This is a genomic window from Labilibaculum euxinicum, assembly GCF_009795715.1.
Classification (GTDB): Bacteria; Bacteroidota; Bacteroidia; order Bacteroidales; family Marinifilaceae; genus Labilibaculum; species Labilibaculum euxinus.
Genome location: NZ_WTCR01000005.1, coordinates 96,069 through 113,146 on the forward strand (window position 1 = coordinate 96,069; position 17,078 = coordinate 113,146).

Consider the following 17,078-nt stretch of genomic DNA (forward strand, 5'->3'; position numbering starts at 1 on the left):
TTTAATAGTTAACTTAATACTACATACAAGATCTAAAAGAAATCCAACTGCGGTGTATCCCTTTTTCTTTTGAAAAAATATTTTTTCACAAACTATTTATTTAAATACAATTCACATTTTCCGAATCAGTTGAATATATTCCATGAATTGCAGCCAACAAAATTAACACTTACACACTAATTTACTGTTTTATAAATAGATAGATCAGAAACTTCGATTTGGCCATCATCCACAAATATTGTCCATGGGTTTTTGTTCATTTTGTAAATGCGATTTGTAAAAGCAACATTATTATTAACATAGACTACACAGATAGATTTCTCAATAACAATTTTGATATCGAAAACATTATCTTCAGGAACAATTAAAGGGGTAAAATTTAATTCATTAGTATATGAACCAGTTGAATAAATGGACTCCTTATAAAGAAATAAAGCCGGCACTGACCATTTATTAGAAGATGTTAAATCAAAAGTTACAGAATAAACTTCGGACAAATCATCACAAGCTCCAAATGAAAATCCAAATCTGGAAGACTGAGAAGCATCTATACTGAGTTCTATTTTTACAGGAACTGTATTCCGATTAAATAGGCCATAAGATCTTCCATCCTGATATCTCATTAAGTATGTTCCATCTTCCCCCGATACATCACCCTTCGACTTAACCATTAAATAATCTGCCGGAGTATTAAATTTATTGTCTACTCCTTCCGAAATTGTAGTATATAACTTACCACTGGGTTGTTGAACCAGTTTATGCGTTATTAAACTACCTGCCCAATCAAGTTCGTTATTTCCATTAACTTCCTGTCCTGTTGAACACCATCCGGATAAATAACGTTCGGTTCCATTTGAAGCTGTTTTTCCAGCATAAAGATACAGACCATCAAAGGTTTCATGATGACCTTTTTCATCTTCACAACGTTTCCACGGACCATCAGGACTATCAGCTATTCTATAAAATGTTTTTCGATGCTCATCTCTATTAATACGAGAAAACAACAGGTACCATTTATTACCCATTTTAAAAATATCAGGACACTCCAGTATTTCTGCATCCGAATCAAAATCTGTAAGAGGAGCTATTAGATTCCAGTTTTCGAGATCAGCTGATGTATAACGTGCCAATATACCTTTTCCATCTTTAACTGCGGTAACCAACATTACATAGGCAGATTTTGTTGGATCATAATACACACAAGGATCTCTAAAGGTATTTTTATCATAGCCATCAGGCGCCTCAAATGTGAATGAAGGAACTTTTGTAAAAGTTCTCATATCGGTTGAAGTAGCCAACATTATTTTTTCTGCAGGGTATAAATTACCATTATGTCCTGTATAAAAACCGTATAATTTCCCTTCTGAATTTTTTATAAAACTTCCTGTTCCTAAATAAGCCTCCTGCGAATTTGATTCTCCGGTGCCTATTGATTGAGTAAGCCCAGAAAAACTGCTGTAGTCTTTAGTTGTAGTACAATAGATTGGATGGTCTGTACCAGCCCCATTTCTCCAATCCTGCAAATAAAACAGGTAACACACATTATCATCCATATTATAATATGGCATTGGATCGCCCACATAACCGTTTTGAGGTTTGTAGAATGTTGAATATGCACCACTTTCAACAACCGACCTACAACTTGTTGTTGTGTCAACTTGCAGAGGTATTACATTCTCAATATTGTTGTCTTTTGAACAACTTGTATTAATCAAGAGAAAAATATACGTAAGTAATAATAGTTGAAATCTCATTTGAATGATTATTTAGCGAACGGAAATAAATTCCGTTCGCTTTGGTTTAATATTATTCCTTTGGATAGGCCTTTAATTCGTCCCAATATATCATGTGAGAAGTGAAAGCTTGGTCATCTACTGTTTCATTTACATGCGGAGCAACCAAGATATTGTTTATAACAGCAGTTCTGCTTTCCGGAATTTCAAATATTAATTCCTGCCATTCTCCAATTGCTTCCGCAGAATAGAAAACTTTTAACCAATCTTTATTTTGCTCTCCATCCGATTGTATCTCTATCTGTACATCACCGGCTGCTTCTTTTAATACCATTAAACTAATTTTACTATACTCAGCCGGATCAATATCCACTTTATATGTACCCCATAATGCACCACCCGACCATGGCTTTCCTCCATCATCAGTATCTTCCTTATTTCTCATTATTGCAACACATGTTGATGTGGAATTAACAGCATCCCTTTTGGGATTAGCATAGCCGTTATTGATTGTACTGGCAATTCGTGCCCAAATTGGAGATACATCTTCTCCATTGTAAATAACAAGAACAGGTTTAGGAGCTTCTCCCAAGATTACGGTAACCTCATATTTAAACAAAGAACCTAAATAGTCAAGTGTAAAGGTTACTGGGCTTGTAAAATCAACAACAGCCCCTGATTCAGGAGTTAAAGCAGCTCCTTCCGTATATTCAACAATTGGGATTAGAGACGTGATATCGGTACCTTCCGGCAAATAAATTACAATCGTCTTGTTTGTTTTATCAATATCACCTTCTGCCGAACCAATTTTAAAACTTATAATATCAGCTCTCGCAACATCTACTGATACATCATACTTCCGATATATACTTAGGTTAGTCACTGTATAAGTCACATTAAGCAGATTTCCATTACGATCTGAAAAGTCTACTGGCTCATCACTAGCTGGAGCAATCACCGCACCTTCTCCCAGTGTTATCTGTGGTGTTAAAGCAGTTAAATCTGAACCAGCTGGAAGGATTACTGAAATGGATGAATTTTCCTCATTAATTGTGCCCTCAACACCATTTACCACAAAAGAATGAATATCAACGTCTCCTGAAAAATCAAGAGATGGTGATTCTGTGTCATCACAAGCACTAGATGCCAACATGCATAAAACACACATTGCTACGAATAATTTTTGATATATTTTTTTCATGAAATTAATTTTAGCTTAAACTTAGTTTTGAAAATAAAAATACGATGCTTCAAGAATTTCTATATTTCCTTTCTCAGAGAAAAGAAATATCTGATCAAATTCACCAGAATCTGACACAAGACTTGACAAAACACGTTTTCCCGTTTCCGTATAAAATTCAATAATCCCAGAATCAATAAGAACATTTATTTCTAAAGTAGAATCTCGATGAATGCAAGGCATTTCAACTGCTCTTTTCTTTTCCTCATTTATTGTTGATAATAGAAAGTAATTTTTCCAGAAGTTTTCATATCCAAATACCAAATGTTCTCCATCCTTATTCTTAAACTCTATCCCCAATTTGCCTGGAAAGGAAATTCGAGTCATGTGTTCGGTCTTAAATTTCAATTTTAGATATAAAGGTTCTTTATTTTTCGGTAAATAATCGGATAAATTCATCCTTCCTGAGAGTTTAACTGAATCCAAAATCACCTTTTTATTCTGAGGCTGATTATAGTCCAATTTGGGATACAACTCAATCATTAACTCGTTGTAGATTTCAGTAATATGAACAGTTCGGGGTACTGTATATTTGCTTTCAGACTTATTTTCTCCCTCAACAAATCCAATAAGAATTGGAGCCTTATTTTCTTGAGAAAAAGCTACAGCTCCACAAACATTCTTTCCAAAATCAACAAAATGATGCTGAGTGGTTTCTTCTATAAAATCATTCTCCTCGAAACTTCCAATATAATATTGCATTTCTGGTTCCAATGTCACTTGTTTTCCTGACGAAAAAGTAATCAGGCAATAACTTGATCCATCACCCAAAGGAAATATCACATTATTATTCAGAACCGAATTTTTAGGAAAATGATCTGACCAAAATTCACTTGCATATTCCCAGGAAACAAAATCTTTTGATGAATAAAATTCAACATGATCTCTAACAGAAATACTCATCATCCATTTCTTTTCTGAATCAGACCAAAAAACAGAAGGGTCCTGAGGATTTTCCAACAATGAATTTGGAACCTCTGATTTTCCCTTGAAAATTGTCCAATTCAAGCCATTATCAAGGCTATATTTCAGAATAGCATCCATTTGGTTGTTTTCATTGTTTTCAATCAACAAGGCAAGCAATGGAACTCCAGCCTTTGTTCCGATAGGAAGACAATGCTGTTTGTCCTGCACAATGGCGGCACCCAAAATATTCTCTCCTTTTGGAAATATAGAAGTTTCCTTTTTTTCCCAGATTAACAGATCCTTACTGAATGCATGTGCAATATTTACAGAAGCGCCGCTTGTCTTTTTGTTTTTGTAATAAAGGTGGTAGATTCCAGCTTCATAATATAACAATACCGGTGCATGCAAGATCCCAGATTCCAATCCAAAATGTATTGAATGTATGTTATTTTTCTTTTGTGAAGAAGAACACTCTACAAATAGAATAACAATCCAAATACTTAATATAATGTTTCTCATGATCATCTTGTGTTTCATGCAATAATTAATCTTTACCCAAAATGGTGAATTGATATTGTTGTTTAACCGAAATTTTCGGTTAAACAACAAGTAAATATACCCTGCTTAGTACCCAACATTTTGCTGATACAATCCCTTACTGAAATTGATCTGTTTTTGAGGAATTGGTAAGTATTCATCCCGGCCTTTTGTTACACTGCTGCCTTCGTAATAGCTGATTCGTTCTTTTTCCTTCATAAAATACTTATCCATAATTTCTTTAGCAATACCCCAGCGTACAAGGTCGAAATAACGGCTTCCTTCCATCGCAAATTCCAAACGACGTTCCCATCGAAGAGCCTTTCTTGCAAAATCCTGAGTCCAGTTACAATTCACACCATCTACGTAAATTCCAACTAAATAATTCCCCATATATGATCCATTAGCAAACTTCAACAGTTCAGTACTGGCCTGAGCACGTTCTCTAATTCTGTTAATCAATTCCAGAGCTTCAGCCTGTCTTCCTAATTCTATTAATGCCTCAGCTTTCCACAACATCACATCTGCATATCTAACCAGAATTCTGTTTTTTGAATTACCATAAAATGGATCAATATTTACAAAACAAGGACAATCAGGAGAAACATTTTCCTTTAAAGATGCATGCACACCATACACATCAGGGGAACGATTCCAACTTTCTTCATAAAGAAGGTTTTGATCATATTTCCACATGTGCCCGGGAGTTGCAATGGTATGGTCAATTCGAGGATCAACATTATTGGTCGCAAAATCAAGATTGCTTTGATTGTACGTATCAAACTCTGGCAAACCATCAGCAGAGGTTTTATAAGCATTCACCAAATTCTGACTCGGCTTGTGAAAATCACAACATCCCAATCCCATAGGAACTGCCAACACATCACCAAAATTTAATCGTCCGTGCATAGTTCCATCATCTGTTGAGTACTGAACTGCAAAAATCGATTCCTTTCCATTTTCATAATCTCCAGGTAAAAAATTGTATGCAAAATCCGCTTCCAAATCATATGGTGAATTATTAAGCACCTCATTTGCAAGAGAAACAACCTCCTCTAGTTTACCAGTGTTAATATTGGTCACATTATTATCATCATCCTGCTCGTAAGACTGATATAATCTTGTTTTGGCCAACATTGCTTGCGCGGCAAACTTGTCAGCTCGTCCAATATCTGTTTTCGATACAGGAAGGTTGTCAATTGCAAATTGAAAATCAGCAGCAATCTTTTCCCATAACTCATCGTTTGATAATGCAACATTTGAAATATTCTCATATTCTGAATCAGGAACTGTTTCGTCGATATAAGGAATATACTTAAACATTATTTTTAATTGAAAATATTGATAACCTCTTAGAAATCTCATTTCTCCTTCTCTGACTTTCTTCTCTGGATATTCTTCTTCGGAAAGCAGAGCCAATTGATTTAAAGCCTCGTTTGCACGTGAAATGGCAATGTAATAATTGTACCAAAGCGCATCAAGTTCACCAAAGTTTGGTGTAACATTGGAAAAAGTTTCTATGAAGTGAAAATCTTGAATATCAGCAGGACCTGAACCACCTTTGTAAGCATCGTCAGACCTGACATTTCCAAAAGGCCAAAGACTAAAAGGGTGATCGTAATGGTCATTCCCCAGACTTGAATAAGCTGCAGTAACAAACCCATCAACATTGTCTGCTCCTCCAACCTGATCATCGCCTAACAATGCTTTAGGACCCATGTCAAGTTCATTAGAACAAGAAAGCATTGTCATACAGATTAAAATATAAATTATTCTTTTCATCTTTTCTTATTTTTTGTGTTCACTTGACTTAAAATGCAACATTTACACCTGTGGTAATCATTACCGGGTTAGGGTAGCCAAAAGAAGGATTTTCAGGATCCAGACCGGTAAATTTCTTACTTTTAATCGTCCATAAATTCTGACCGCTGACATACAACCTCAGTTTACTCAATTTCAATCTGTCAATAACTGATTTTGGAAATGAATACCCTAATTGAGCTGTGCGCAACTTCATGTAACCACCATTTTCTACATAGTAGGTTGAAAAACGACCTTCCCAATTTGCATCTGTATTTGTAAGTGCAGGTATCGAAGAATTTGAATTTTCAGGAGTCCAAGCATTTAACAACCGGGTTCCTTTGTTTGAACCGGCATCATCAACACTCCAAAAATCACCTTGCCTCTTCATATCATTAATAACATCAATTCCAGCAATTCCCTGAAAGAACATGGTTAAATCAAATCCTTTAAATTCTGCTGATATATTAAGACCGTAAGTAAAATCAGGATGTGGATTTCCAATCCAGGTTCTGTCGGCATCGTCAACTACTCCATTATTATCCAAATCGGCAAAACGAATTCGACCCAAACCTTTTCCTGGTTGTTCTGCAGAAGCATCAAGTTCTTCCTGTGTTCTAAATAAACCATCAGCAACGTAACCATACATTGAATTGATTGGTCGGTTTAAAATATTATCATCAGAACCGTTTCCTCCATAGTCATTCACAACTGCAAGCGGAAGTTTGGTGATTTTATTGCTGTAGGTTGCAAAATTGGCTGCGATCTCGAATTTAAATTCTTCTTTCAGGCTGCCACGGTATCCTACAAGTACTTCCAAACCTTCATTTTCCATTGAAGCTCCATTCACCCAACGACTGCCACCTTCGCCAATTGCACCAATATATCCTGGTAGAATCAAGATATCCTTGGTTGATTTAAAGAAATAATCAACTCCACCAAACAGTTTTTGATCAAACAATCCGAAGTCGATCCCCAAGTTGGTTTGGATGGTTGTTTCCCATTTTAAATCATCATTCCCTGTTTGAACTACACTGTAACCGGAAGGTAATGTTCCTGTTCCCTGACCATACATATCATATGCAGTTCCATTAGGCGATCTCCAGGTAGGATCTCCACCTCCGTAATTGGTCTGATACAATGAATAAGTTGCATTGTTATCAATTTCCTGATTACCAGTTTTTCCCCAACCAAACCGCAATTTAAGATTGGAGACTGACTTTAAATTATCTTTAATGAAATCTTCCTGATTAATTCTCCATCCAACAGAAAAAGCAGGAAAAAGACCGTATTGATTGTTGTTACCAAAACGAGAAGAACCATCATAACGAAGAGTAGCTGAAGCAAGATATTTATCGTTATACACGTAGTTCATTTTTCCAAAGTAGGACATTAACGCATACTCTGCTGCAGAACCGCCATTATCTTTTTTCCCGGCAGCCGCATCCAAATACATATAATCTTCGTCCTCTACAGCAAAATCCTGAGCAGAAGCCCAAAAAGATTCATCTTTTTGTTTGTAGAATTCACTACCAGCCATTATATCAAAACGATGATTGTCAACCTCATACTCATAAGAAAGAGTATTACTCCAAACAATTTTTTTATTGGAGGAATGGTTATTTGTTACCATATTGGTTTCATTCTTCAAATAACCGGAAGAATAACTCAATTGACTGTTAAGAGCATCGTAAATGCCATAATCAATCCCCAGACTTGAACGGAATTTTAAATTTTTCACTGGTTCAACGTCCACAAAGAAATTTCCAAACAATCTGATGTAGTCGTAATCGTTTTGTTTGTTGTTTTGCAGGATACGAACAGGATTTTGTCGGTCATTCATTCCTCCAACCGGTCCCCCCCATCCAATACCATCAACAGTATGAACCGGAATTAAGGGAACAGCTCTAACCGCTCCGTCCATAACTCCACCAGGTATATTAACCTCATTGGTTTGATTGAATGAGAAATTCTCTCCAATCACCACCTTACCATCAGCTAATTCATAATTAGAATTCATTCTAGCTGAAACTCTTGTAAACTCAGTAGTTTTTATAATTCCCTGATTATCCAGATAACCCAAAGAAAATAAGTAACTTCCTTTATCGGTTCCGTTTGAAACAGACAAATCATACGATTGCGAAACAGAAGTCTGAGAAACCTCATCAAACCAATCAGTATCCGAAGCTTTCATTGTTTGATTAGCATCCAAAAACTTGGGAACCAAAATTTTATTCAGGCTAGGATTCGCCAAGTCTCCATTCCAATCGAATTGATAAGAAAGATTATTTGAATTAGGATCAGTTCCTGTATTTACAAGTGATCTCCATAATGCTGATCCATACTGTTCTGCATTCATCACATCAATTTTGTTATCGTACCAGGAAATATTGGAATAAGCATTTAAATTCACCTGAATCTTTCCTTTTTTTCCTTTTTTTGTGGTCACAATAATAACACCATTAGCAGCTCTCGATCCGTAAATACTCGCTGAAGATGCATCTTTCAAAACCTGAATGGACTCAATATCATTAGGGTTTAATTCATGCATTCCCGCTTTTGTAGGAACCCCATCAATCACATACAAAGGATCGTTATTATTTAACGTACCAATTCCTCTTATGCGGATTGTAGTTCCTGAACCACTTGGCGATCCATCTGAGGTAACAAACATGCCAGGAACGTGCCCTTGCAATGATTTTATGGGATTAGCACTTGGAGTGCTAACAATTTCATCTACATCAATAACAGAAACCGCTCCGGTTAAATCTGCTTTCCTCTGCGATTGATATCCTGTAACAACAACCTGATCCAACTGCTGGAAATCTTCTTCCATGACAACGTTTACGGAACTAAGTCCGTTAACAGGAATTTCCTGCGTTTTGAATCCCACAAAAGAAAATTGAATTGTTCCTGTTGCTGATACTTCAAATGTGTACTGACCATTGATATCGGTTACAGTACCATTCACAGAGCCCTTTTCGACCACTGAAACTCCTGGAATTCCTTCATCGGAGTTGACCATCGTAACTTTTCCGCTAACATTGATTGTCTGAGCCAATGCATGTAACGGAACTGAAACCGCAAGAAAAATCAATAGAGCTGCTATTGATCTTTTTGTGATTTGTAAGAGTTGATTTTTCATAGAAATTTAAATTAGGATTGATTCATAATTCGTAAAACTTCACTCATATCATACTTGGGTGTTGCTCCCTCTTTAGAGGCAACAAACGCCCCGGTTGCCGAGCCAAAATTCAATGCTTCTTCCGGTGATTTATTTTGTACCAAAGCTGATAAAAACCCAGCTAAAAATGCATCACCAGCTCCCACAGCATCAACTGCAGCAACCTTATAACCTAAATGATTAAAAAATTGATTGTTTGTAAACAGAACAGCACCATTAGCTCCTTTGGTCACACAAACCATTGAACATTGGTACTGTTCTGAAAACCAACGAATCAAATCTTCTTCATTTTTAGAGGTCTTTCCGTACCATCCTGATATCTGGATCAATTCCTCATCATTCAGTTTTGCGACGTCGGCTTTACCAAGCAATATTTCGACATCTTCTTTCTGATCGAAAGGCGGACGGAGGTTTACATCAATTACTTTTAAACAATCAGAATCCAACACATTCAAGATTGTTTGTTTTGCTTTTTTGTTTCTGGAACCCAATGTCCCGAATACAACTATTCCTGATTCTTTTACTTTGTGAGACAATTGTTCGGTATATTCTAAATGATCCCATGCAACCGGCTCACAAATTTCATATTTCGCATTATTCTTATCATCCAAATGAACCAATACCTCACTGGTAGGCAATTCTGAATCAAGCTGAATTAACACTGTACTCATTCCTGATTCTTCTAAAAAACGTTTCAGTTTTAAACCTTGTTCATCATTCCCAATCCGACTTGCAAATTCAACATCAAGTCCAATATTGTTTAATTGCAAAGCCACATTCATAGGTGCTCCACCTGGCTTAGGACCAGTGGGCATCATATCCCATAACATTTCACCGACACTTATTATTTTTTGATTTTTAATGTCCATCACAAATTATTTTCTCAATTTATATTTGACTTAAGCCCGTTTTAATTCCTTCTGGATTTGTTCCAACGATTTCCCTTTAGTTTCAGGGAAGAACTTGAATACAACAATCAACTGCACCAACATAGCCACAGAGAATATCATAAAAGCAACACCTCCGCCATTGGCACCACTTTCGGCAATTGCAGGAAACATCCATGATACCATTGCTGCCATTATCCAATGCGTAAAACTTCCTAAAGCTTGTCCTTTTGCACGTATCTTATTAGGGAATATTTCTGAAATAAACACCCAAATTACAGCTCCTTGAGAAAATGCAAAAAATGCTATAAACCCAACTAAATAAACTACAACCAAAATATTTCCCGTTGATCCCTCAAACAAAGTCTTTGCCACCATTCCAAGAAATGCCATCATTCCTACTGAGCCAATTAAAAGCAATTTCTTACGGCCAAACTTATCGATTACAGTCATTGCCAACATGGTAAATAAAAAATTGGTTGCTCCTATCGTTACAGATTGAAGCAGAGCGTCATCCTTACCAAAACCAGTCATTTCAAAAATTCGTGGTGCATAATACATAATTGCATTAATACCTGACATCTGATTAAAGACAGCAACCAATATGGCAAGAATCACCGGCAAACGATACTCTCTTGCAAATAGATTTGCACTGGATGTTGCGTTATCCCCTTGTAATGATTCTTCGATCTCTTTTAATTCATTTTCAGGATTACGAGAAGCTAATTTTTTTAATAAGCCAAGAGCCTCTTTTGATCTTCCTTTCAAAACGAGTAACCGAGGAGTAGATGGAATATAAAATAATAGCAAGAAAAAAATAAAAGCAGGAAGCGCCTGCACTCCAAGCATCCATCTCCATGCATCAACCTCCACTATAGATGAAATTAAGTAGTTGGAAAAGAAAGCCAATAGAATACCGCTTACTACATTTAGCTGAAACATACCAACCAATCTTCCTCGAAGATGTGCCGGAGCTATTTCTGCAATATACATTGGGCCAATAACCGATGATGCTCCAACGCCTATTCCTCCAATAAACCGAAAAGAAATAAAAACCAACCAATCATCTGCCACAGCTGTTGCCAATGCTGTCATTCCATAAATAACCGCAATAACAATCAATACACTTTTTCGTCCATATTTATCAGCAGGTTTACCTGCAGTCATTGCTCCGACAATTGTTCCTATCAACGCTATTGCAACTGTAAAGCCATGCCAGAATCCATCCAATCCGAACATCTCCTGAATCGATTTTTCAGCACCCGATATTACTGCCGTATCGAAACCAAATAGTAATCCACCCAAGGCTGCAATTAATGCACACGTAAATACATAGGTATTATTCTTCTTCATCACCGTTTTATTAAATCGTTTAAATTTTATGTGACGAATCTAGTATGTTCGCAAAGAATCATATCCTTCATATGTTACCAACAATATCATTTATGTATCAAAATGCGGGAATACAAACGTTTGTATGATATATGTTACCATTTTAGCATAAATGTTACATTTCCAAATTTGAATTAGAACACCGTACAAAAACCAGACAGCCATTTATATTATGACTTAACGATCAAACACATTTGTATTTTAACATCTTTTTAATCATTGATATCATCCTTTTTCTTATCTTCCTAAGAATTTAAAAAAAAGATGACATGAAGAAGATAGCCATACTGCTTGTTCTAAGCTTTGCAATAACGACAGGATTTGCTCAAACACAACTGAAACAACATTTCGAAAAAGATCTGCGGAATTACACAACTGCATTTAATAACAAACAATGGAATACGGTTACCGATATGATGTATCCACCCATGTTTGAAATGATGAGCAAGGATAACATGCTGATGGTTTTGGAACAGATGGATAATTTGGGTGTTAAAATGACAACCGACTTTCATTCTATCGACAAAATATCGAAGGTAGTGGATTATGGGAAAGAGAAATATTGCAAAATTCAATACTACGGAATTATTAAAGTTAAACTTACCGGATTGATGTCGCAAGGCAGCTCTTTAATGCAACCTCAATTTGAGCAGGAATTTGGCAAAGAAAATGTAAAATATCACGAAGCATCGAATTCATTTACCATTCAAGCACACCGATCGATGGTGGCAATTGCCGATAAAAAATCGGATAACTGGAAATATGTAGATGTGAATTCACCTCAGGCAAAAGGATTAAAAAGATTGATTCCCGAAAAAGTACAGGATCAACTAAATTAACTTACATCCCTAAAAGCATAAAACAAAAACAGTATGAAGATATATTTTTCAGGATCGATACGCGGAGGACAGCAAGACACAGATTTGTATGCCGAACTGATTCAGGAATTGAAACAATATGGAACCGTTTTAACCGAGCACATTGGATCAAAAACGATAGACACCACAATAACCGATAAGGAAATACACGATCGGGATGTGAAGTGGGTAAAAGAATCGGATATAGTGATAGCAGAAGTAACTGTTCCTTCGCTTGGGGTTGGCTACGAAATTGGCCGGGCTATTGACATGAATAAACCCATAATATGTTTGTACAGAGTATTAAACGGCAAAACGACCTCTGCAATGATTCGCGGGTGTTCCGATTTGCAGTGCTTTGAATACTCAAATGTAGCAGAAGCTAAGGAGATTTTAAAGAAACAACTTAAAACGACATAGATGAACTGGCAAGATATTTCATACCTGAATTCGGGTTCGGCAATTCAGAAAAGAGCATTTAAATGCTTAAATAAACTTCAGGTTTTTAATCTTCTGGCAGAGTATTCTCCTATTTTAACCGGTACAATTCCTATTGGAATTTCAATTGATTCAAGTGATTTAGATATTACCTGCCGATTTATGGATGCTGATAAATTTGAACGGAAAATGGAAAATCTGTTTAGAGATCAAACAGATTTTAAAATACAGCAAAAAGAAAAAAACGGATACTGGGTTGTAGTGGCAAGCTTTACTTACCAGGATTTCCCTTTTGAAATATTTGGTTCTCTTTTTCCTCCTACAGATCAAAATTCCTATCGTCATATGCTGATTGAGCATCGTATTCTGCAATTACTTGGCGAAGATTTTAAACAAAAAGTAATTCAGTTAAAAAAGGAAGGTCTGAAAACAGAACCTGCATTTGCTAAATTATTAAAATTAAAGGGAGATCCATATCAGCAATTGCTAAATATGGAAGGTGTAACCGATTCCGAAATACTTCAACATTGGAATAAGAGTTAAAAACACCGATCGTAATTCATAGTAAATCAGACAACGGTACAAATTAACATCACACTTAAGGAGACGAAATTTCAATGTTTACCATTGATTACAATTCGTCTGCCAAACAGCAAAAGTAATTGCTCTATAAATTTTGATTACCAGCAGTTTATAATCTATTTTTGATCAATATTTTATATTGATATGGAAGGATTAAACTGTTGGGAATATTATTTGTGTGGCAGAGAGGTAGGTGGAATAAACTCTGAGGAGCTGGGTACTTGTCCCGCAAGTACACTGTATCATAACAGTGGTATTAATGGCGGAACATTCTCCGGCAGGTATTGCTGGACAGTTGAAGGTACTCTTTGTGATTCGGAAATTCAAGGTGGACTGGAAGATAAGCTGCTGAATTGCATCAACTGCAGTTTCTTTAAATCAGTAAACGTCGAACAAGGACGTGAATTTATTCTCATGCCTCAAAAAATCCATCAAAACAAATAGGTTGTCGAATCATCTACAACCTATTCTTTTATAAAGCTCATTCCCTAAACTACATTAATAGTTCTAAGCCTTTTCAATCATATATTCACTTAAATCCAAGTCTTGTAACCTCTTTTTTGTCGGATCAACAATCAAATTATAAACTGTTCCTGCAAAAAGTATCACAGCAAAAACTGTAGCAAGCATAAATCCATACTTTGCATCGCTGCCAAAGGCATCGCTTATTGCTCCCATGGCCAATGGGCCAAGTGCTGCGCCGGCGGCTGTAAAAAACAGAATCACTCCCGCAACTGCTCCATGGCTTGATTTTGGAAAACAACTAATCCCTTTCGAATTGATGGTTGGATAAATAACAGACATAAACAATCCGGACAACGGCAATAAGAATACCGTTGCTTCCACTCCAAATAACATGCTGCCAACAAAACAAACCAAAATAGCAAAACTAAACAGACTTAATACCACGGCCCAATTGAAACGAGACATCATCCACGCACCTAAAAATCGTCCTCCAGCTCTCAAAATAAAGAAAATCGGCAAAGCATAAGTGGCTATAAACAACAAGCTGCCATCATATCCTTTAATCAAAGTAGGCATCCAAACATAAATAGCTGCTTCAACCGAAACATAAAGAAAAGCTCCCATTGAAAAACCAAAAGCATAAGGATCTTTAATCATTGCAAAGGTTCTTCTTATATTAATGGCTTCACCTGACTTTTTTTGAGTTTCGGGATATTTAACCTTAACGGCAATTAAAATCAGAACAACGCATAAACTTGCCGCTACAACATAAAGCCATTTCCAATCTACTCCTTGAGTTAAAAAATAACTTACAATAAATGGTCCGATAATAGCACCAACACCAAAGAATCCTTCAACCGCATTCATGGTAGATGTATGCTCTTTTGTTGATTTCGTAATATCACCTATTAGAGCCAGGGCTCCAGTTTTAAATATTCCAATGGCCGCTCCCGAAATTACCATCAGTGTCAAGAAAAATGCAAAAGCATTTCCAATAATAAACAGATAGGAATTAACAACAAAAAGAAGCAAGCCAAGTATAATTGTTTTCTTTCGTCCCAATTTATCTGCTAAAAACCCAAGGAAAATTCCAGCCAAAGCAATTGCTGTCATCGGACCATAGTGCAGCAATCCTGCTGCTGTCATGCTTAAATCGAAAGTTTTCATTACTTCCGGAATAATTACTCCAACGGCATCGGTTGTCATGGCAAACATCAAAAACATCATGTATGTCAGCCATTTAATCAGTTTTATATTTGTAATACCTTGTATATTATCAATATTTCCCATCTTTTTATTTTTATGTAAGGATAAAATAATCCTACTAGAAATTATATACTACCTCTCCTTTTTCGTTGGTCGCAACTATATTGAAGGTGTATTTTTTCAAATTTGCATCAAAAGCGGCAATGCATCCATTATTTTCCCATTGTAATTTTAGTGATTCCGGTTTGGATTCCAGAATTTTCAGTTCAGCATCAAAACCAAAGGCCGGGAAATTATTTCTAAATTTCAATAAAGAGAGTTGCTTAAGTACCACATCTTTCCCTAATTCATTGAATGCTTCCTCTAATTTCAAATTTGTTCTGTTGATTTCTTTGTGCCCTCCAGCCCCGGCATTTTTGACAGCTTCATGATCATTCTTTCCTGCAAGAAGATCGAGGTACCAAACCTGAGGTTTGCCGGGCATAAAAATTTGAATAGCTCTCGCCAACAGAAGTTTTGCATCATTTTCGCCCAATGCGCTGTAATACGTTGCATTTACCTGATAATACATGTTCTTTTCCCCATGCAGATCTTTCACAAATCCTCCCCGTTCAACAACAGTGTCAATCAAAACCTGAATCTGTTCTTCAGTCAGCAAGCCTTTTAAATCCAACAAAGGAATTCCATCATGACACCCCAGCATATTTACAACTTTGATATCTTGTTCCAACATTTCCTTAATCCATCTGATCAAGACCTCATTTGTGTTTCTCTCGAAAGCATCTATAATTAATCCCGGCAAGAAAAAATCATAAGTCAAATAGCCTTGGTCAGCTAATTTTTCGTGCATTTTATCTTCGTACTTCGAGTGTATTTCAGGCAAGAGCGTTAAGTTATATCTATCGGCCAAAGCTTTAACCCTCCCAAGTAAATTCCATGTTCCAGGATCATTCAAAAAATTTGGCAAACCAGGTTCTTTAGGAGCATATGCAAATGCATCAAGCCTAATAATCTCGGCACCATAACCGGATAGTTTTTTCAAGGTATCTTCGTAAAATTCCCACACCAACGGAGACTTGATATTAAGATCCATTTGTCCAAGATATTTTCTTCTGGATTCCAGTAAGTCAATTGTATCTTTACGGTACTCGTCAAGTTTCCCAAATTCAATCTCTGCAAGCTTTTTGCCTTCATCTATAGCTGTATTTACTATTTTCGCCAGTCTATCTGCCGAAACATATTGAATATCAAAAGCCTTCATCAAGTCCTGAGCATCAATTTTCCCATATTTCACTTCCTGATAAAAAGTGTTCCAGTAGGGAACCTCCTTTCCATCGGGCATGCGAACCATTAAAATCGGCAGACCAGGTTTTCTGAAAAACATATCTTTGATGTATTCTGTATCAGGTTGGATATAACCTTCTTCTGATATTTCTCCACATCCATCCCAAAATTTATTCCATGGTATAAAAAACTCCTTATACTTAGAATTCTCACCATTTTTTAAAATATCCTGAAACTGACTGGAAAGAACAGACGAATGGTTTAACACAAAATCAAACTTTAGTGCAATGTTCATTTTTTTCAGTTCGATTAAATTTTCCTTCGAAGCATACATCTTATTCAGGTTATAATCGATAACGGAAAAACCTCTGTCTAAATCGGTATTAAAAACACTAGGTAAAATATAGAATGACTGAAATACATCCTCCAATTCATTCCTATTCAGAAATCTAATGATATCATCTAAAGTTCCTCCAATACTATCAGGATAAGCATTCAGCATTGGACCCGATTTTATGATTGATTTATTCTCATTCATGTCTTTCATCTCCTCCTATCTAATCAAGA

The 17,078-nt window shown here is 36.2% G+C and carries 13 protein-coding genes; 4 read left to right on the forward strand and 9 right to left on the reverse strand.

Translation table 11 applies throughout. The features are described 5' to 3' along the window. Positions 1–176: 176 nt before the first annotated feature. From GQR60_RS07805 to GQR60_RS07835, 7 genes are all read right to left on the reverse strand, one after another. A complete protein-coding gene (locus GQR60_RS07805; RefSeq protein WP_124992398.1) occupies positions 177–1,754 on the reverse strand; it encodes a glycoside hydrolase family 32 protein in 1,578 nt (525 codons plus the stop codon). A gap of 52 nt (positions 1,755–1,806) precedes the next feature. Then, positions 1,807–2,934 (reverse strand): hypothetical protein, encoded by a 1,128-nt coding sequence (locus tag GQR60_RS07810; protein WP_124992399.1) that lies wholly within the window; start codon positions 2,932–2,934, stop codon positions 1,807–1,809. A gap of 21 nt (positions 2,935–2,955) precedes the next feature. Beyond that, complete coding sequence (locus GQR60_RS07815; RefSeq protein ID WP_160463438.1) at positions 2,956–4,398, reverse strand: GH32 C-terminal domain-containing protein; 1,443 nt, start codon at positions 4,396–4,398, stop codon at positions 2,956–2,958. Positions 4,399–4,503: 105 nt separating this feature from the next. Continuing rightward, positions 4,504–6,198: a RagB/SusD family nutrient uptake outer membrane protein gene (locus GQR60_RS07820; RefSeq protein WP_124992401.1), complete on the reverse strand. Its 1,695-nt coding sequence runs from the start codon at positions 6,196–6,198 to the stop codon at positions 4,504–4,506. Positions 6,199–6,226: 28 nt separating this feature from the next. Further along, entirely contained in the window at positions 6,227–9,361 is a 3,135-nt protein-coding gene (locus GQR60_RS07825) for a SusC/RagA family TonB-linked outer membrane protein (protein ID WP_124992402.1), read from the reverse strand. Positions 9,362–9,372: 11 nt separating this feature from the next. Beyond that, positions 9,373–10,269 (reverse strand): carbohydrate kinase family protein, encoded by an 897-nt coding sequence (locus GQR60_RS07830; RefSeq protein WP_124992403.1) that lies wholly within the window; start codon positions 10,267–10,269, stop codon positions 9,373–9,375. A gap of 30 nt (positions 10,270–10,299) precedes the next feature. Beyond that, positions 10,300–11,640: a sugar porter family MFS transporter gene (locus GQR60_RS07835; RefSeq protein ID WP_124992404.1), complete on the reverse strand. Its 1,341-nt coding sequence runs from the start codon at positions 11,638–11,640 to the stop codon at positions 10,300–10,302. A 308-nt stretch (positions 11,641–11,948) separates the two neighbouring features. Here GQR60_RS07835 and GQR60_RS07840 point away from each other — a divergent pair, with 308 nt between their 5' ends. The 4 genes from GQR60_RS07840 to GQR60_RS07855 all read left to right on the forward strand — a co-directional run bounded on the left by GQR60_RS07840 (position 11,949) and on the right by GQR60_RS07855 (position 14,000). Then, positions 11,949–12,518 carry a hypothetical protein gene (locus tag GQR60_RS07840; protein WP_124992405.1) on the forward strand — a complete coding sequence of 190 codons (570 nt, stop codon included), beginning with the start codon at positions 11,949–11,951 and terminating at the stop codon, positions 12,516–12,518. Between the two features lie 33 nt (positions 12,519–12,551). Next, complete coding sequence (locus tag GQR60_RS07845; protein WP_124992406.1) at positions 12,552–12,956, forward strand: nucleoside 2-deoxyribosyltransferase; 405 nt, start codon at positions 12,552–12,554, stop codon at positions 12,954–12,956. Beyond that, positions 12,957–13,517, forward strand: a complete 561-nt coding sequence (locus GQR60_RS07850; protein ID WP_124992407.1) for a DUF4269 domain-containing protein — start codon at positions 12,957–12,959, stop codon at positions 13,515–13,517. A gap of 183 nt (positions 13,518–13,700) precedes the next feature. Next, positions 13,701–14,000 carry a two-CW domain-containing protein gene (locus GQR60_RS07855; protein WP_124992408.1) on the forward strand — a complete coding sequence of 100 codons (300 nt, stop codon included), beginning with the start codon at positions 13,701–13,703 and terminating at the stop codon, positions 13,998–14,000. Positions 14,001–14,063: 63 nt separating this feature from the next. Here the strand turns inward: GQR60_RS07855 and GQR60_RS07860 are convergent, their stop codons facing one another. Further along, the gene (locus tag GQR60_RS07860; protein WP_124992409.1) at positions 14,064–15,311 is read right to left on the reverse strand and encodes an MFS transporter; all 1,248 of its coding nucleotides are present in this window, start codon (positions 15,309–15,311) and stop codon (positions 14,064–14,066) included. A 34-nt stretch (positions 15,312–15,345) separates the two neighbouring features. Next, on the reverse strand, positions 15,346–17,058 hold the full coding sequence (locus GQR60_RS07865) for an alpha-amylase family protein (RefSeq protein ID WP_225441371.1): 1,713 nt from the start codon (positions 17,056–17,058) through the stop codon (positions 15,346–15,348). Positions 17,059–17,078: the final 20 nt, after the last annotated feature.